General features: G+C 62.8%; 16 protein-coding genes and 2 pseudogenes. 10 read left to right on the forward strand and 8 right to left on the reverse strand.

What is annotated here, in order from left to right:
- Positions 1–158: pseudogene (locus IWX75_RS16770) on the reverse strand (type III polyketide synthase); the annotation flags it as partial.
- 308 nt (positions 159–466) lie between these two features.
- Here IWX75_RS16770 and IWX75_RS16775 point away from each other — a divergent pair.
- The 4 genes from IWX75_RS16775 to IWX75_RS16790 all read left to right on the forward strand — a co-directional run bounded on the left by IWX75_RS16775 (position 467) and on the right by IWX75_RS16790 (position 2,813).
- Positions 467–610, forward strand: coding sequence for a hypothetical protein (locus tag IWX75_RS16775; protein ID WP_196823401.1), 144 nt, complete (start codon positions 467–469; stop codon positions 608–610).
- Positions 611–1,038: 428 nt separating this feature from the next.
- Complete coding sequence (locus IWX75_RS16780; protein WP_334684435.1) at positions 1,039–1,518, forward strand: hypothetical protein; 480 nt, start codon at positions 1,039–1,041, stop codon at positions 1,516–1,518.
- Between the two features lie 110 nt (positions 1,519–1,628).
- On the forward strand, positions 1,629–2,327 hold the full coding sequence (locus IWX75_RS16785; RefSeq protein WP_334684436.1) for a Crp/Fnr family transcriptional regulator: 699 nt from the start codon (positions 1,629–1,631) through the stop codon (positions 2,325–2,327).
- A gap of 171 nt (positions 2,328–2,498) precedes the next feature.
- Positions 2,499–2,813, forward strand: a complete 315-nt coding sequence (locus tag IWX75_RS16790; protein WP_196823403.1) for a thioredoxin family protein — start codon at positions 2,499–2,501, stop codon at positions 2,811–2,813.
- Between the two features lie 599 nt (positions 2,814–3,412).
- Here IWX75_RS16790 and IWX75_RS16795 read toward each other — a convergent pair.
- From IWX75_RS16795 to IWX75_RS16810, 4 genes and pseudogenes are all read right to left on the reverse strand, one after another.
- A pseudogene (locus IWX75_RS16795) lies at positions 3,413–3,980 on the reverse strand (ferritin).
- A 111-nt stretch (positions 3,981–4,091) separates the two neighbouring features.
- Positions 4,092–4,967, reverse strand: a complete 876-nt coding sequence (locus IWX75_RS16800) for an ABC transporter ATP-binding protein (RefSeq protein ID WP_334684437.1) — start codon at positions 4,965–4,967, stop codon at positions 4,092–4,094.
- A complete protein-coding gene (locus IWX75_RS16805; protein ID WP_196823404.1) occupies positions 4,964–6,058 on the reverse strand; it encodes a FecCD family ABC transporter permease in 1,095 nt (364 codons plus the stop codon). The genes IWX75_RS16800 and IWX75_RS16805 overlap by 4 nt, the downstream gene beginning before the upstream one ends.
- Positions 6,055–7,047: a FecCD family ABC transporter permease gene (locus IWX75_RS16810; protein WP_196823405.1), complete on the reverse strand. Its 993-nt coding sequence runs from the start codon at positions 7,045–7,047 to the stop codon at positions 6,055–6,057. The genes IWX75_RS16805 and IWX75_RS16810 overlap by 4 nt, the downstream gene beginning before the upstream one ends.
- Before the next feature lie 221 nt (positions 7,048–7,268).
- Here IWX75_RS16810 and IWX75_RS16815 point away from each other — a divergent pair, with 221 nt between their 5' ends.
- From IWX75_RS16815 to IWX75_RS16825, 3 genes are all read left to right on the forward strand, one after another.
- Positions 7,269–8,297: an ABC transporter substrate-binding protein gene (locus tag IWX75_RS16815; RefSeq protein WP_334684438.1), complete on the forward strand. Its 1,029-nt coding sequence runs from the start codon at positions 7,269–7,271 to the stop codon at positions 8,295–8,297.
- Between the two features lie 87 nt (positions 8,298–8,384).
- The gene (locus IWX75_RS16820; protein WP_196823406.1) at positions 8,385–8,666 is read left to right on the forward strand and encodes a hypothetical protein; all 282 of its coding nucleotides are present in this window, start codon (positions 8,385–8,387) and stop codon (positions 8,664–8,666) included.
- A gap of 167 nt (positions 8,667–8,833) precedes the next feature.
- Entirely contained in the window at positions 8,834–9,469 is a 636-nt protein-coding gene (locus tag IWX75_RS16825; RefSeq protein ID WP_334684439.1) for a class F sortase, read from the forward strand.
- A 369-nt stretch (positions 9,470–9,838) separates the two neighbouring features.
- On the opposite strand, the gene IWX75_RS16830 is transcribed toward IWX75_RS16825, so the two are convergent.
- Positions 9,839–10,303, reverse strand: coding sequence for a DUF4383 domain-containing protein (locus tag IWX75_RS16830; RefSeq protein WP_196823408.1), 465 nt, complete (start codon positions 10,301–10,303; stop codon positions 9,839–9,841).
- Between the two features lie 198 nt (positions 10,304–10,501).
- On the reverse strand, positions 10,502–10,717 hold the full coding sequence (locus tag IWX75_RS16835; protein WP_196823409.1) for a hypothetical protein: 216 nt from the start codon (positions 10,715–10,717) through the stop codon (positions 10,502–10,504).
- A gap of 454 nt (positions 10,718–11,171) precedes the next feature.
- On the opposite strand from IWX75_RS16835, the gene IWX75_RS16840 reads away from it, so the two are divergent.
- From IWX75_RS16840 to IWX75_RS16850, 3 genes are all read left to right on the forward strand, one after another.
- Positions 11,172–12,677: a S8 family serine peptidase gene (locus tag IWX75_RS16840; RefSeq protein ID WP_334684440.1), complete on the forward strand. Its 1,506-nt coding sequence runs from the start codon at positions 11,172–11,174 to the stop codon at positions 12,675–12,677.
- Between the two features lie 467 nt (positions 12,678–13,144).
- Positions 13,145–14,020, forward strand: coding sequence for an NmrA/HSCARG family protein (locus IWX75_RS16845; protein ID WP_196823410.1), 876 nt, complete (start codon positions 13,145–13,147; stop codon positions 14,018–14,020).
- Between the two features lie 383 nt (positions 14,021–14,403).
- A complete protein-coding gene (locus IWX75_RS16850) occupies positions 14,404–15,882 on the forward strand; it encodes a DHA2 family efflux MFS transporter permease subunit (RefSeq protein ID WP_196823411.1) in 1,479 nt (492 codons plus the stop codon).
- 135 nt (positions 15,883–16,017) lie between these two features.
- Here IWX75_RS16850 and IWX75_RS16855 read toward each other — a convergent pair.
- The coding region (locus tag IWX75_RS16855; RefSeq protein WP_334684441.1) for a low temperature requirement protein A at positions 16,018–17,264 on the reverse strand (1,247 nt) is incomplete at its 5' end.

The following is a 17,264-nucleotide window of genomic DNA, read 5'->3' on the forward strand; positions in this document are numbered from 1 at the left end:
TACCGGGTATCGATTCCCGAGGAGTCGAACGCCGTGTTGACGAGCCGGGTGCCGAGCCGGGTGAGGTCGGGCTGCGCGGCGAAGGCATCGCGGACGTCGGGCTGCTTCATGACCGTTTCGGGCACGGCGGTTTCGAGGGACCTCAGCATCACTGTCATAGTCCATTACTAGAGGACTGCCCGGGCTAAACACAATGAGGCCAAGCGGCCCGGCACCATGGTACGGACCGTAGGCTGAGTATTCCCACAGACCCGATACCCGAGCTCTGCAGGGGGCATAAGTCCGATTTCGTCGTGCAGGCGGCAGTGGAGGCTCCTATAGTGACACTTCTATAGAGGTTCTCAAGCCGCCAAAGCAACTCGCGCGGCGCGGCGCGGACCTGATCATAAAGGGTGCGGGAGAGTCGGCCCCCCGAAGTCCCTTAGAGACGCTTGATGCGCTACATCACCATGCCTAGGGTTAATCCATGACCACGAACAAGAGGATCATGGCAGCTTCCGCCGCCGTCGTTGCAGGGCTGCTTCTGGCTGCATGTGACAACACGGAAGCAGAGCAACCCACCGAGACGACCGCGCCGACGGACGAGGGCAACACTGGGACCGGCTACTGAGGTGGATCTGGGACGGGCTTCGGGCATCTGATCCCGCCCTGGGGGTGTGTGGTGGGAAGAGACCTTTGGACCCCGTTAGCAACCGCCATCAGCGGTGTGATGGTCCTCGGAGGCGCTGGCATGGCCAGCGCCGACAGCACCGAGACCAGTGTTGACGAGGTCACCACCCAATTGTGCTCGGCGGGCAGATCATCGGAGGTGGGCTGCAGGACGAATGGGGATGGGCGGTGCCTTTCTGGACCATTCTGGGTCTACTTATCGGCCTATGCCGTGTACCGCGCGGTGAGAGGTCGATGGTCGGGCCTGGCTGCTGCAGTCTCCAGGCGTCGCCACCTCGGGCTCATCGGTGCTGTGTGTTCCAGATTACAGAGCCGGGCGAGGTGGGAGCCTACCGTCGGAGAACATTTGCGACGAGGAAGGCATGCATCATGACTGCATCACACAACGCGGCACCGGCTAATGCCGCGGGCAATACTCCGTCCGCTTCGACGGCTCCACCCATCACGTTGCGGCTCGTGGCCGGTGTTGTCGGTGGGCTGAGCGGTGGAGTGGTCTTTGGCGCATTGATGGCCATGATGGGTATGCTCCCGATGATTGCCTCCCTTATCGGCTCCACTTCAGCAGCCGTGGGATTCATCGTTCACCTGGCGATCTCCATACTGATAGGGCTCGCCCTGACCATTCCCGGTGCTGGTCTGCTCACTGGCGGCCTCGTAAAAAGCGCTTTCATTGGTCTGGTCTACGGGGCCCTGTGGTGGGTACTCGGGCCTCTGCTGATCATGCCGGCCATGATGGGAATGCCTGTCCTCACCCTCGGCGGGTCGTCCCTGATGTCCCTGATGGGACACCTGATCTATGGTCTTATTTTGGCACTGGTCGCCGCCGTCATCATCCGACGCCGCCGATGACTGCACCGATGACAGCGCACCGCTTGAATGATGCATGCTCGAGAACTGTCCTTTCCGCCGCTAGTACGCTGGTGAAAGGGTGGGCACCCCACGAACGGGAGGTAGATTCCTTGGCTGAGACAGGGGAGCCCTTCAGTTGCCTCAACGCCGTCGAGCTTTTCGTTGACCTCACCGCGCGCGATATGGCAGCACTGGACCGGGTGTCTCCTCCGAAACGGTTCAGCAGCGGTGAACTCGTCTTCAGCCAGAGCCAGCCGGTGAGCGCCCTGTTCATCCTCAAGGAAGGCCGGATCAGGATTTTCCGTGTCGCCGAGGACGGGAAAACCCTCACCATCGCGATCTTGGAACCCGGCGCGGTCTTCGGTGAGATGCTGCTGGTTGGCCAGCGAATGTATGACAACTACGCCGAGGCCATCGAGGACTCCATCATTTGCCAGCTCAGCGCCGCGGACGTCGAAGAACACTTCCTCTCCAACCCCAAGATCGCTGTGAAAATCTCCCGACTCCTCGGCGAACAGGTGGCCCGCCTCGAAGAGCGACTCACCGACATGGCGCTGCGGCCCCTCACAGCGCGGACCGCCTCGACACTGCTCAAACTCGAGGACACAGCCCCGCGCAGCCGCTTCACCCACGCCCGCGCCGTGAAACTCACCCACGAGCAGCTCGCCGGACTCCTCGGCGCCACCCGCGAAGCGACCAGCAAGACCATGGCGGACTTCGCCGCCCGCGGGCTCATCCGGCAGGGCCGCGGACGGATCACCATCGACGACGTCGACGGGCTCCGCCGCATCTCCCGCACCACTTTCTGACAACCACCTCGTCGAGACCGACCTCGACGTACCCGCAGCCCCAGTACTCTAAACATCCGCGCGGACCCGTGCCGATTCATCCCGGCACTAGCACATGTGCCCCTCGCTACCGGCTGCTCAAGCCCACGCGAAAGCCGGCCCATAGGAACACCGAGCGCGTAGGAAAAAACCATGAGAATTGAACTGCTGCACATTCCAAACTGCCCACACACAGAGGAAACAGCACTGAGAATCAGTAGCGCACTGGCCGCTTTGGAAAGAACTGACCTCAAGGTGCATCGGAAGGAACTGACATCATCAGCGGAAATCCAAGGGACCGCTTTCGCTGGCTCTCCAACCATCGCCCTTGATGGTATCGATCTCTTTCCCACACGGGCGCCCACCACAGATCTCGCTTGCCGTATCTACCAGACACCAGACGGTATCGCCGGACTTCCTACAGCGGGCCAACTACACGAAGCCATAGGACAGTACCTAAGCAGCTAATCTCACCACCTCCGAGGGCAGCGTAAAAAGCGGAGAAGCCGCGGATAATGTAGCCTCTGCTGGCATCAAGAACCCGGCAGTCGACGCGACCCCCCGCCCTGAATCAAGGCAGCCCGTGCTGACCAGCTTCAGGTGCTTAATGACGAGCTCTCGATTGGGAGACATTCACTGACGTGTTAAGGTCGCTTGTCAAAGCCGGGTGCGTGCTGCAAGCGGATCTTCCACCGCGACACATTCTCCCGGTCAACCACCAAGGAATATTTGTCATTTTTGAAGTCGTTTGTACGGAATATCAGAAGACGTTTGCACTGGATTCTGTAGCTGTAACTCCCAATTTCGACCCTGGTTTCCGGCCCGTTTTTCATAGCCGCTGTACCTTGGGGCTTTGCCCTGCGGAAGACACCACTTCTTCCGTAACGAATGGTCCGGACCATTCGCCGGGCTGAGCTGGGGCGGGGACTTAGGGATGGCTCGCGGGCTGCTGTTGGTCGGAAGCCCTCGCTACCTTCGCCGGGTTGCCGGTCGGCCTCGGACCCGTCACGCTTTTGATCGATGGTCGGATCCAGTTTCCCCAAGTTCGCTAGCGACGGGCGGGGCGATCAGAGTGATCCGCCAGCGGCTTCCGGCGTTCCGGAGTCATAGTGTCGTCCGACTTGGCCGGTGTGGTGTCCACCGGGATGTCCGTGGTCGCCGACGCGTTCACGGGCGAGGAAATTTTTGATCTCGAAGAGGTTGTCCGCGCGCCGGGCGATGTTTAGCAGCGTGGCCATCGAGGCGACCTCTTCGACCTGTTCCTTAAGGAACCAAAGCATGAACTGCTCGCCCAGGGCGTCGTTTTCTGCCCGGGCTGCGGCGAAGAGTTCCTTGATGTTCTCGGTGACTTCCTGTTCCTGGGCGAGGGCTAGAGCCAGGGGTCTTCGACCTTGGCGAAGTCGTTGCGAACAAGCCCTATGCCGGGATGGCGATTGTGAGTCCTTGGTCCAGGATGTACCGGACCATCATCGTGGCGTGGTTTCGTTCTTCCAGTGACTGGCGGTAGAAGTGTTTGGCCAGCTGGGGGAGGTCCTGGCTGTCGAACCATGCGGCTACGGCGATGTACTGGTGGGAGGCGGCGAATTCGTTGCCGACGTGGCGGGCCAGCAGGTCATTGAAGAGAGGGGTGCTCATCGTGATCTCCTCGGGTTGGTGTTCAACGCTGCGGACCGGGCTGGTCAGGCTCGGTCGGGTTTGGGATGCCGAGGGCCCTGTTGGGAGAGTCCTCCGGTGCCGGGCTGCCGGTCAATACCCTGCCATTTCTGTTTCCAGCAGAGGGTTCATGGTTCCTGATGTTCCGAGGGGGATGACGTGGGGTCGTCCTTGGGTTGGTTCGGTCACGACATGGGCGTTCAGGCCGAAAATTTCCTTTAGCCGTTGAGCTGTGACGACGTCGTGTGGTGTTCCTGCTGCCACGATGGCGCCGTTTTTCATGGCGACCATGTGGTCTGAGTAGCGGGCGGCGAGGGAAATGTCGTGAAGGACCATGACGACCGTGTGGTGGTGTGTGTGGTTGAGTCGTTGCACCAGTTCTAGGACGTCCACCTGGTGGGCCAGGTCGAGGTAGGTGGTGGGCTCATCGAGCAGGATTATTTCGGTTTCCTGGGCCAGCGTCATGGAGATCCAGGCGCGTTGCTGCTGGCCGCCGGAGAGGTCATCCAGCGGGGTGTCGGCGTGGTCTGAAATGTCGGTGGCTTGCAGGGCGTCGGTGATGGCGGTGTGGTCGGGGACGGAGAACTGTTGGTACCACTTCTGCCGGGGGTGCCGGCCCCTGGAGACCAGATCAGCGACGGTGAGACCGGACGGTGCCGTGGGTGCTTGTGGCAGGACGCTGAGTTGGGTGGCGATGTGGCGGGTGGATTGGGCGGCCAGCGGTATTCCGTCGAGTGTCATCTGCCCGGCCCGGGGGGTCAGGAGCCGACCGAGGCCGCGCAGCAGCGTGGATTTACCGCACCCGTTCGGTCCGATGATGGAGGTAATCTTCCCGTCGGGTATGGCCAGGGAAAGGTTCTGGATGATATCCGCCCCGTCATAGCCGAGGCTGATGTTTTCCGCCTTCAACCGGGCCCGTGCTAAAGGGTGCGCATCGGTGCGCATCACGGGAGTTGGTTGGGGTGTCATGTGAGTCTCCGCTGGGATTTGAGGACCAGATAAATCAGGAATGGGGCACCGACGATGGCCGTGGCCACGCCGGCAGGCAGCGGAGTGTTCAGGGCGTTGGCTGCAACGGTGTCTGCTACCAGCACGAAGACGGCTCCGGTCAGGGCGGAGGCAACGATGGGGGGCACGACGGAACGGGTAAGCAGCCGGGCAATTTGGGGGCTGGCTAAGGCAACGAATGCCAGGGGGCCCGCGACGACGGTGGCGGTGGAGGCCAATAGCACGGCGATGCTCAGCGCGATGAGCCGGACGACGCCGACGCGGGCCCCGAGCCCGATGGCGGTGTCCTCGCCCAGGCTGGTCAGCAGCAGCCACTTACCGCACAGGACAGCGGCGGCGAGAAGGGCGACGGCGATGACTGCCATGGGCTGTACGAGGGCCCAGTCTTTGCCGTTGAGGGAGCCCATGATCCAGGTCAGGGCCTGGGCGGCGCTGGTGACATCGCCCAGGGTCAGGATCCAGGTGATGATACTGGCAGCGAATCCGGAGATGCCCAGGCCCACCAGGACCAGGCGGAAGCTGTCGATGCCGTTGCGGTACGCGAGCAGGTACACCGCCGTACCGCTGATGAGGCCCGCTGTGAACGCCGCAGCAGGCATTCCCACCGTCGCGGCCACGCCACTCAGACCCGCATAGCCACCGCCGCCGATGACCAGGACCGCAACAGCGCCCAGTGACGCACCGGAGGTCACGCCGAGGACATCCGGGCTGGCCAGCGGATTGCGTGCCACGGTTTGGGTGATGGCCCCGGCTGCACCGAGGCAGGTACCGACGATGACCGCGGCCACTGCCCGGGGAGCCCGGAACTCCGTGACCGCCAGATGGGTCCGGGAATCGGTGGTATCTCCTAGCAGGGCGCGCAGTACTTCCAGGTAAGCGATTGTGGTCCCACCGAAGGCGACATGGAGGGCGGTCAAACCGGCCACGGCCAGCACCAGCACACCTGTCAGGGTTAGAGCGCGCGGGTTTACCCGGAGCGATACCGGCCCGGCACGCAAGACCCGGATGGAACGAAACGATTGCTCCCGACGGAGCACCGCGTCGGTGGTCATAACGTCACCAGCCTGCGGCGCCGTGCAAGGTAAATAAAGAACGGTGCGCCGATGACGGCAAGTACCACGCCTACGGAAAGCTCCCCGGGCCGGGCAATGACCCGGCCGGTCGTGTCAGCAAGCAACAGCAGAGCGGCCCCTACCACGGGTGAAACCACGATCAGCCAACGGTAGTTGGCGCCGACCAGCGCCCGGGCAAGATGCGGGACCAGCAATCCCGCGAAGGCAATCGGTCCGGCCATGGTGACAGCGGAACCGGCCAGCAGGGTAATTGCCGCGATACCCGTAGCGCGGGCAGTAAGCACCGAAATCCCCAACGACGTGGCCGTGTCCTCACCGAGCGCCAACGCGTTCAGTGCCCCGGTGTTGAGGAAAGCCAGAATGAGACCGGCAAGAATGAACGGCCAGATGACCGGCAATGCTTCACTGCGGCCAGCCAGGGAGCCGACCTGCCAAAAACGCAAGGTGTCCAGCGCGGCCTCGTTAAGCAGCACGATCCCGGACACCACCCCGGAGCACAGGGCCGTCACCGCGGCGCCGGCCAGCACGAGGGTGACCGGGGTGGCTCCATGCCGGGAGGCAGAGCCGATCAGGAACACCGCGATACTGGCCAGCAGCGCGCCGGCGAAAGCCAACAACGCCTGGGCCAGGGGCGGAACCTGACCGGCAACCGCAATGGCGGCCACGATGGCCAGGGCAGCACCCTGATTGATGCCCAACAGCCCCGGGTCGGCGATGGGGTTGCGGGTGTGTCCCTGCACGAGGGTTCCCGCCAGCCCCAAACAGACACCGGCAACGGCGGCCATGAGCGTGCGCGGCCAGCGCAGCTCACGGATCGTGACATCCATGGTCGTACCCGTTGGCCCGAAAACAGCGTGCCACGCTTCCGCCACCGAGGACGGCTGACCACCAATGCAAAGACTCAGAACCACTGCCGCCAACAGCACCAGCACGGCAAAGAGCAAGGATGTCGCCGGGGGTAGGTGCACGGCCCTCGATGTACGAGCCTCATCTGGGCTCCCGTTTGGGTGTGAGGCTGCATCCGCAGCGAGGGCAGAACCAGCGCTCGTGACCTTCACCGACACCCCTTTGCTCAATACGTCATGCGCGTATGTCCTATTTCCTGACTGCTGCTACAGTCTACGACAGGTAAGGCTTACCTAACCCATTACGCGCACTGACGCGCCACGTCCCATTGAAAGCAGTCCTCGTGAAAATTCGTCTTCTCAAGCCGTTCTGGGCAGCCGCGGCAGGAGTTGCGCTCCTGGGCACCGCTGCGTGTGGTGCTTCCGCAGCCACCAACGACACAACCCCTGGCCCGTCAACGTCCGCCGCCTCAACCTCTGCTGAGGCCGGGACTTATCCGTTGACGATGGAACACATCATGGGTTCCACCACCATCGAGGAACGACCGCAGCGGGTCGTCGCACTGGACCCGAGCTACATCGATGCCGCGTTGCTGCTTGAGGCGGACCTCGTCGGATACGTCCAGTACCGCCAGGACCCGGACGATCCTTTCGCCCCCTACCTCGGGGAGGTTAATGAGGCGACCAAAGATTCCGTGAATGTGGGCACCATCGCAGAACCCAACCTGGAACAGATCCTGGAACTGGAATCTGACCTGATCGTTTCGGCGAAAGTCCGCCATGAAGCCCTCTACCCGCAGCTGTCGAAAATCGCTCCCACGATCTTCTCCGACAGCACCGGTCCGACATGGAAGGAAAACGTCGTCTTCCTGGGCGAAGCCCTGGACAAAAAGGAAAAAGCCGAGGAACTGGTCACCGCCTATGAGCAACGGGCCAAGGCGGTCGGAGAGGAAATTCTGGCCGCCAAGCCCGAGGCCACCTACTCCCTGATCCGTTTCGCCGGTGAAGACACCGCACGCCTCTACTCCTCCGACTCCTTCATCGGAGAGATCATGGCCGATATGGGCATTCCGCGCCCTGTTGATGCACCGGACACCACTAAATCTATTTTCGTTCCGCTCTCCGCTGAGCAGATCCTCGAAGGCGATGCCGGACTGATCATGGTCAGCGCCTTCACCCCCGAAGGCCCTGAAGGCGACGCCGCCCGCGCCCAACAGGAAAAGTTCGAATCGAATCCCCTGTGGAAGCGACTTGAGGGAGACGTCCTTCCCGTCGATGATGCGACATTCCTGGCGTCCGTCAGCATCCAGGGCGCCCACGCTGTCATCACCGACCTTGCCAACCACTACGGCGTGGATCCCCACCTGCCGTAGACACAACCGGAGGCAGCAGCCACGTTCGGGAACCACAGCATCCTGTGGCTGCTGCCTCCGCCCTACGGTCATCAACAGGAACCAGGAATGTTCGCAGATCTCTACCCCGGCACCCACAATAATGTGAACATCCCCGGTTTGGCGGCATACCGGATCGTCCATGGCCTGCTGTATCCGACAGTCCACAACCGCCGGCATCTTCCCGGCGTGCCCGCCTATTACCTCCGCAGAGGATGCTTCTACCCCGCAACCGGAAACAACAAATCCCTCGCCGGTCTGCCGAGTTACGTACTGCGCGGTCATCTGGTGCATCCAACGGGGCACAGCCACCTCCACCCCTTTGGAGAACCGGCGTATGAACTCCAATGAATCCAGCCGGTGTGCAGGAAAGGTCGATTCATGAACACTATCGCGCTCACCCCCGCTCACCCGGTCCGCGTATTCGACGTCACCGTCAGGCATGTCCAGGACATGAGCACGCGAAGCGCAAGCGGCCGGGCAAGCGCTGGATAGCACTTCCATGTATCGCGGCCGCCGTGCTCGCGATCGCGGTGTCGGTTCTGCCTCCGGACTCCGCTGAAGCACCATCCGCGGCACCGTCATCGAGCAGGCTTTCCGCCGCCGCGACCCCGCCGGCCGCCGTGACCTCCGGCACACCCACGGTCACACCCGGAATGACAGCGGCCAAGCCTTCCGCGCCAGCTGCCCCCACAGCGGATCCGGGGCCGGCCGCATCCCAGCCTGTCGGGCTCTCCTTCGCTGCCGCCGGGATCGACATGGCGGTCCTTCCCCTGACGCCGAGCGAAGCGGACCTCGAATCGCAGTCCCTGGTGCCGCCCCTGACACTCGATGCGTACTGGCTCACGCCCTACGGAAGCCCCGGGGCCGGGTCGCAGAACACCACTTACATCGCCGGGCACAGCTGGGACGGCAGGGAGGCGCCCTTCAACAGGCTCAGCGGTGAGGCACTCCTTGGAACGGAGTTCGCCCTCACCACGGAGACAGGAACCATCACCTACATCGTCGATCAGGTCATCACTCACGACAAGGACACGCTGAAGGACAGCGAGATCTGGAATATCGTCCCCAACCGCGTGGTCCTGATCAGCTGCTACACCGAAGATCCGTGGGGAAAGAACGTCGTCGTCACAGCGATGCCGAAGCCCGCCTGACAGCAACAAAGACCCTAACCGGTCACGGCTTAGATTCAAGTCCTGTAAATCGCAGCGGTAAGTGGTGTGATCCCGGTAACGCTAAACAACTGGCACGCGGCCCGCTCCAAAATCCACCAATTCCCAATCGAACATGAGTGACTCGCGCCCGCTTCAATGCAGTCCTGCGCCTGCCGAATCACGAGGGAAACAAGTCTTCATTGGCCTTGACCCCGTTGAAACCAGCTGTGTTCATGAGCTTCGATGCCGTTTCGATGGTTAAGCACAAAGGGTGGGACGGCTGGTGGCCGTTCCCTCCCTTTGTGTTGGGGGTCTGTTCCGGTGATGGGGCTATGTTCACCACCGATTTCGAACCACCTTCGGTGCGTATTAGTGGGCGGTGTGGCTCCGGTTGCGATCTTTGTTGCGGGTCAGTAGAAGCGCCAGGGCGATCATGCCGATGCCAAGGAACAGGTGTAGCCAGTTGTCGGCGTCGTTGAGTGGAACGAAGTTCGCGGCCGAGTCCATGTCAATGAGCAGTCCGTAGACCCAGAGCACGAGGTAGATGATGCCGCCGTAAAGCAGGTAGGAGCGGGCCCCGCTGTTGGTGCGGGCCAGTGCGATGCCGGCGACGCCGAAGAGCAGGTGGACGAGGTTATGCAGGATCGAGACTTGAAACAGGCCCAGGAGCAGTGCGCCGGATTCGTGACCTGCGAGGCCTAGTTCGTCGTACGGGGCTGTGATGCCGGGAATGAAGCCAAGGACACCGACGAGGAGAAAGACTGCCCCAACAGCCATTGCTGCTTTTTGGACGTTTGTTTTCACTCCCGGTCGGGACGCGGGTGTATTGGTCATGATGTTCCTCCTGAGAACGACGAACGAGTGACATTTGATCGTAACCCCGCCCCTGAGCATTACCGAGGATGAAAATCACATGTCGCCGGTCAATGAACCCCATCTATAGGGCTGCCGAGTTCCGCTGGCATCCTTCGGTGTAGCTGTCGATGACCGAGTTCATATCTAGGTCCCACGATGGAAAGAAAATGTCCCTTGTCAGGTTCGGGGCGAGGCTGCATCGTTCTTCACATCCCGCGCCATCGACAGCATCTCGTCCCAGGTAATTCCGTGGTCTTTCCCCCAATAGAAAATCACTGCTTCCTCAAGCTTCGCGGCGAGGGCGGTCGTCTCCATTCCCGCCGCATACGATCGGATGTCCCTCATCGCGCGTGCCAGAGCGGCAACCAAGTGTCCGGATTGATGCTCACTCATGAGTGTTCTCCTCGATCTATAGCCCGTGGTCAGGAAGGGCTCGAAGTAGAAAAGCTGCATCGTCCGACGCTGACCGGGTCGGATGGCATCAAGTTTATGGGATGGGTTCCGTACTGCGCCCGCAAGTCGATCTTTCACCGCTCCACTATTTTCAGGTTAGATTCCCACCGAAAATCTGTGAATCGCAAACATATGAGGCTCGATTTTCGCAACGCTATTTGGCCTGCCGTTTCTCCTGGACCTGTTGGTTTCCGGCCATTGGTCAACTTGACTTCGAGAGCTCCTTTGGACGGTTAGGGCTGGGTTCTGCACAGGAGATCCTTGGGGAGGGGCAGGCTTTGCGCAGGATCGTCCAAAGCGAGCCTGCCCCGCTGGTGCACGCGTTACCTTTGGGGAACAAGTTACGCCTGTGCTGTGGTCCTTCCCATGATTGTCGAACTGAAAGGTGGCCCCCGTGCTGCCAGCCGTGCCCCGTTTCCTTACCGCCGCTGTCGTGTCCTCCGTGTTACTGGCCGGGATGGCGCCGACGGCGTTCGCCGCGCCACCCGTAGCCCCGGAGGTAACGCGACCCGGGACGGCACCGGCCGGGGCGGACGGAACTGCCCAATATGTGGTCCGGTACGCTCCGGGCACCGATATCGCAGCCAAGGCACGAGCGTTACGGGGCAAGGGAATCGGGGTGGGGCGGGAGTTCTCGAAGGCAGTACGGGCCGCCGTTGTCACCGTCACGCCGGCCGAGGCCGCCGTGCTGGCAAATGCGCCGCAGGTGGAAGCCGTCGAGCGTGACACGGTGATGAGCATTTCGGCTACCCAACAGCCAGCACCATGGGGGCTGGACCGTATCGACCAGCGCACCCTGCCGCTGTCCGGTTCCTACACGACCGCGGCCACCGGGGCAGGAGTGAGTGCCTATGTGGTGGACAGCGGCATCCTCGGTTCCCATACGGATTTCGGCGGCAGGGTTGTCCAGGGCTGGTCAGCCGTGTCCGACGGCCGCGGCACCAGCGACTGCAACGGGCACGGCACCCACGTCGCCGGCACCATCGCGGGCACGACCTACGGCGTCGCCAAATCAGCGACCCTCGTCCCGGTGCGGGTCTTTGGTTGCACCGGCTCCGGATACACCTCCGACGTGATCGCGGGACTGGACTGGATCGCCGGCCACCACACCGCAGGAACCCCAGCTGTGGTCAACCTCAGCCTGGGGGGATCCGCGAGTTCCACCGTGGATGCGGCACTGCAAGGTGTCATCAATGACGGCGTCACCGCGGTAGCGGCAGCAGGAAATTCCGCCGCTGACGCTTGTACCGCATCTCCCGCAAGGCTGCCTGCGGCCCTGACAGTGGCTGCGAGTGATTCCTCGGATCGGCAGGCTTCCTTTTCCAACGTTGGGACCTGCGTGGACCTTTACGCACCCGGTGTGTCCATCATGTCGGCGTCATCGACTTCCACCACGGCGACGGCCACCCTGTCGGGTACCTCCATGGCCGCCCCGCACGCAACCGGCGCGGCAGTGCTCCTGCTCGCCCAACAGCCCTCGCTGACTCCCGCACAGGTCACGGCGACACTTAACAACGAGGCCACTACGAACGTGGTGTCCTCGGCCAGTGCCGGAACCCCGAACAGGCTCCTCTACGCAGCCGCACCCACTGCACGCGGTGGAACCGTAGCCAAAGCCCCGGCCGCACCAACCAACGTCAAAGCAACCGCCGGCAGCAGATCGGCATCACTGTCCTGGACCAAGGGCAGCGACGGCGGTTCACCCCTGACGGGCCAAACCATCACGGCCTACTCGGGAACCCAGAGAATCGGCAGCGTCAACATCGCAGCCTCCGCAACGACAGTGACAATCACCGGCCTCACCGCCGGCAGGGCGTACGCCTTCACCGTCACCGCAACCAACACCATCGGCAGCAGCCCCGCATCGATAAGATCCAACACCATCACTGCCCTGTCCTAAGTCACAGCACCCCAAGCCAAGCTTGATCGTTGCAAGGTGTGGTGCCGGCCTCGCGGAGGATACCAACGGTGTCCCCGGCCTTGAGGCTACGGACGACGGCGAACGTTTCCGAGACAGTGTGCAGCGAAATTCCCGGGGCTGCCGACGGTAATCGTGGCGGTCGAAGTCCAGGTCGAGGAATTTAGGGCTGATCAATTCCCGCCGCGTCAAAGCCACACGTGTGCTGGGCAGTGACGCGGCGATCGGCATCCGGTCCACCGCAATGAGTTGGCGCGCTACCCTAGCTAATTCCGGTATCCCGAGAGACCATCGGTTTATCGAGCGCAGCCTTTTGTGCGCGGTCGCGATCAGCCCTAGCCCGTCGCGCCGGAACCTTGCCATCGCGATGATGCGAGGAGCAGCACCATCCGGGCCGTGTTCTGCGCCGACGCCAGGTTCACCATTTTTTCCATGATAAGGAGCGCACCGTGAACAATTCCGGCATCATCGCCGTCTATGGAGCCACCGGCCAGCAGGGCGGAGCGGTCATCGGCGCGTTGCTGGACCAGGGGGCGTCCGTGCGCGCCCTGGTGCGCAATCCGTCTTCGGATAAGGCGCACGCTCTTCACGAGCGAGGGGTTGAGTTGGTGCAGGTTGATGCCGATGCGCCCTCGACGCTGGTTTCCGCGTTGCGAGGCGTCCAAGCACTGTTCTTCATGAGTGCCCCGCCGGGTGGGATGCAGACCGAGGACACCGTCGGGGAAACCCGGCAGGGCCTGGCGGTCGCGGATGCAGCCCACGCTGCGCAGGTTCCCCACGTCGTGTTCAGTTCTGTCGGTGGGGCTGAGCGGCACTCCGGGATTCCGCACTTCGAATCCAAGCGCCGTATCGAGGAGCACCTGGAGGAATTGGGTATGCCCGTGACCTTCATCCGGCCGGTGTTCTTCATGGACAACTTCCATTACATGGCACCCACGGTGGAAAGCGGCCAACTCGTCCTGCGGCTGCCACTGCCCGACGGTGTGCCGCTGCAGATGATCGCCGCCCGGGACGTCGGAGCCATCGCCGCCACTGTCTTGATGGACCCGGCGGCTATCTCCGGCAAGGCCATCGAGATCGCAGGGGATCAGCGCACCGGGTCTCAACTCGCCCGCGCCTACGCTGAGCACACCGGCTTACCCGCACGTTACGAGGCACTGCCACTGAGCGTCCTGGGCGGCCAGCACGATATGCAGGCCATGTTCGGTTGGTTTGCCGAGACCCCGGCCTACCAGGCCGACCTGCACCAGGTTCGCACCATCCACCCCACGGTGCTGGATCTTCCCGGATGGCTGAAGTCCGTCGATTACCAGACCCCCGCCTGAGTCACACCCCGAACTTCCAGCCGTGATCCCCGAGCAGTAACAAGAAGGAATTCAGGGGATCGCGAGGACAGGGAAACCACTCAAGGAACCACACTGCGGGGTCGGAGGAAAGTCCAGGCAGGAAGCTGGTGAGGATGATGTCTTCGCAGCAGGCCTCCAATACTAGAATTCCTCACCGTTTAAGGCCCAGCGTCCACAGTGCAGCTGATGCTAAAGACAGCCCAGCACCGACCGGGAATCGAGAAAACCTTGGCCTGTCGGCGCAGCAGAAAATGGATGAGCTCGAAAGCCCACACGATCGCAGGGCGATGGCGTGATTACGAGGACGATGCCACATTTTCCTTGTGCCCGCGGCACGGCGGGGCTTGGACGGATGGTGAGCCATGAGCGAGATCCGGATGGAAACGGTGTCCGGACGGTGGATCCTGCTGGCAACAGTGCTCGGGTCGGGTATCGCCGGGATCGACGCTACGGTCGTGAACGTCGCCTTACCGACGATCGGCGCTGACCTGGGCACCGACTTCGCCGCCCTTCAGTGGATGGTCACCGGCTACACCCTGACGCTTGCCTCCTTCATCCTCCTCGGCGGCTCCTTGGGCGACAGGTTTGGGCGCCGGCGCATCTTCATCGTCGGTGTCATCTGGTTCGCGGTCGCCTCCCTGCTGTGTGGGCTGGCCCCCAACGCCGGGCTGCTCATTGCGGCTCGCGCCTTGCAGGGGATCGGAGGGGCGCTACTTACGCCAGGCAGTCTTGCCATCATTCAGGCCAGCTTCGCCGGTGAAGACCGCGCGCGGGCCATCGGCGCCTGGTCCGGGCTCGGCGGGGTGGCCACCGCCATCGGGCCCTTCCTCGGCGGGTGGCTCGTGGAGAGCGTCTCCTGGCGCTGGATTTTCCTCATCAACGTCCCCATCGCCGCAGCTGTCGTCCGGATCGCGTCGCGGCACGTACCCGAGACGCGCGACACCGACGCAACCGGCCGGCTCGACGTTGCAGGAGCCATCCTCGGGGCGCTGGCCCTTGCTGGAATGACTTACGCCCTGATCGAGGCGCCGACGCAGGGGATTGGCTCTCCGACTGTCCTCGCGTCAGGCGTCCTGGGCCTCGCCGCCGCCGTGACCTTCCTCGTGGTCGAGTGGCGATCCGAGCATCCGATGCTTCCGTTGCGGATCTTCGCTAACCGCCAGTTCAGCGCCGCGAACGCCGTCACCTTCCTCATCTACGCCGTCTTCGGCGGCATCTTCTTCCTGCTCGTCGTCCATCTCCAGGTCGTGGCGGGATTCAGCCCGGTCGCCTCCGGGACCGCGATGCTCCCGATCACGGCGCTGATGCTTGTCCTGTCCCCGCGCGCAGGTGCGCTCAGCTCCCGGATCGGGCCGAGAATACCGATGGCGGTCGGACCGCTGCTGTGTGCTGTGGCACTGGTCCTCATGCTGCGGATCGGCCCGGAGGCGTCGTACCTGCTGGATGTGCTGCCTCCGGTGATCGTGCTCGGCCTGTCACTGCTCGTTGCACCCCTAACCTCGACGGCGCTTTCCTCCGTGCCTGAGCACCAGGCGGGGCTGGCCTCCGGGGTGAACAACGCGGTGGCCCGGGCCGCGGGTTTGATCGCGATCGCTGTCCTGCCGGCCGCTGCGGGCCTCACCGGTGATGCCTATGGCAACCCTTTGCAGTTCGAGGCCGGCTTCGGGACCGCTTGCGTGATCGGAGCTGTGGCGCTGGTGTTCGGCGGTCTGCTCGCTGCCATCACTATCCGGAATCCGGCGGTGGCGGACTCCGGGCACCCCGCGCACTGCGCCGTGGACGGCCCCCCAGCCGCGCCCGGCGCGATACAACAAGCGCACCGGCAGGCAGGCGGTCGATAAGCCGCCCTGCAGACAACGCAATCGTCCAATTCATCGCTTGGGCACCCCGCATGACAGCGACGAGAAGTTCATCGGGGGTTCTTGTCCTCCGATGGATGTTCCAATTGGGCCGATTGAATCGCGCCGACGCAGTAGCTAATCGACGGTCGCCCTGCCCTCGGACGTGTCGCTTTGGGCTCGGGTGCGATAGTCCCAAAGGATTACGATTAGCAGGACGGCGTTGCTGGCCCAGTTCATGGCCAAGGGAACGATGTATCCGGAGACCATGAAAAGAGCAGTGAGGGCGAGGATCCCGGTGGCATGAGACCACAGCCACGGCCTGCCGATGGCGCGCTTGAACAGCAGATTCCCGAGCAGATACACGGACGACGCGGCCCAGATCAACGTGGTAGTCCCCACTGACTGCTCCTCGGCCCCGAAGTTCTCCGAGGGGCGCAGGAGGACAAGTTCATCGGCGACCGCGGTGAGCACGATGCCGAGTACGAGGATCACCGGAACCCAGGTGTAGGCGGATCGTGCAACCAGACCCGGATTGTCCGACGCAGTAATGAAGCGCCGACCACGACTCTCATCATGAGCGAAGTACAACAGCCACATCAGCACCGTGCTCGCGAACGCGGACAGGAAGGCACTGATCTCAAGCAGGGTGCCCTCGAGATCCCCGAATGCAGTACCGGTGACAATGATCGACTCTCCTAGGACCAGGATGATGAACAGGCCCGTGCGCTCCGCCATGTACTCCCCGGATATGGCCCACACCATCGGTGGGGTGGCGCCCAGAACCGGCAAGCCGAAGCGGATCAGGGGTGCCAGCATGTCGACGGTGATCGCCACCGCCCACAGGTAGAGGCGCTCCTCCGGCGGCAGCACACCTCCCAGAATCCAGAAGACCGCGGAAATCGCGAACCAGAGCGATACCCGGACGAAGTTCAGGCTCAGCGCCGAGTCATAGTTGCGGGCCGCGACGGCCATGAAGGCGGTACGCCCGAGTTGCAGGCACACGTAGCCCACCGCAAACGTCAGGCCCTGCCGTTCATCGAATGCCTGGGGTATCGAGCTCGACATCAGCAGGACGACCAGCATCGCCGAGATGAGCATGACGCGGATCGGCGACCGGTCGGGGTTGAGCCAGTTCATTGCCCAGGTCATGTATACCCATACCCACCACATGGCCAGGGTCAGCACGAAGGTCCGAATGAATGTCTCGCCATCAGGGTGCTCGATGAGCCCATGTGAAATCTGCGTGATGGCGAACACGAACACCAGATCGAAGAACTGAACCGCACCGGGTTTGATGGAGACATTGGCGTGTCCCGGGTTTCGCGTGGTCCGAATTGCTTGGATTCTCATGCCACGGTGATGATGCGGTTGCGTTCGAACTC

This window comes from Arthrobacter sp. CAN_A6, from assembly GCF_015751715.1.
Taxonomy (GTDB): domain Bacteria; phylum Actinomycetota; class Actinomycetes; order Actinomycetales; family Micrococcaceae; genus Arthrobacter_D.

Coding starts and splice junctions, on each gene's coding strand:
- IWX75_RS16830 (WP_196823408.1), bottom strand. CDS start 10,303: ATGACCAATACACCCGCGTCCCGACCGGGAGTGAAAACAAACGTCCAA.
- IWX75_RS16835 (WP_196823409.1), bottom strand. CDS start 10,717: ATGAGTGAGCATCAATCCGGACACTTGGTTGCCGCTCTGGCACGCGCG.
- IWX75_RS16800 (WP_334684437.1), bottom strand. CDS start 4,967: ATGACACCCCAACCAACTCCCGTGATGCGCACCGATGCGCACCCTTTA.
- IWX75_RS16780 (WP_334684435.1), top strand. CDS start 1,039: ATGACTGCATCACACAACGCGGCACCGGCTAATGCCGCGGGCAATACT.
- IWX75_RS16790 (WP_196823403.1), top strand. CDS start 2,499: ATGAGAATTGAACTGCTGCACATTCCAAACTGCCCACACACAGAGGAA.
- IWX75_RS16850 (WP_196823411.1), top strand. CDS start 14,404: ATGAGCGAGATCCGGATGGAAACGGTGTCCGGACGGTGGATCCTGCTG.
- IWX75_RS16775 (WP_196823401.1), top strand. CDS start 467: ATGACCACGAACAAGAGGATCATGGCAGCTTCCGCCGCCGTCGTTGCA.
- IWX75_RS16805 (WP_196823404.1), bottom strand. CDS start 6,058: ATGACCACCGACGCGGTGCTCCGTCGGGAGCAATCGTTTCGTTCCATC.
- IWX75_RS16820 (WP_196823406.1), top strand. CDS start 8,385: ATGTTCGCAGATCTCTACCCCGGCACCCACAATAATGTGAACATCCCC.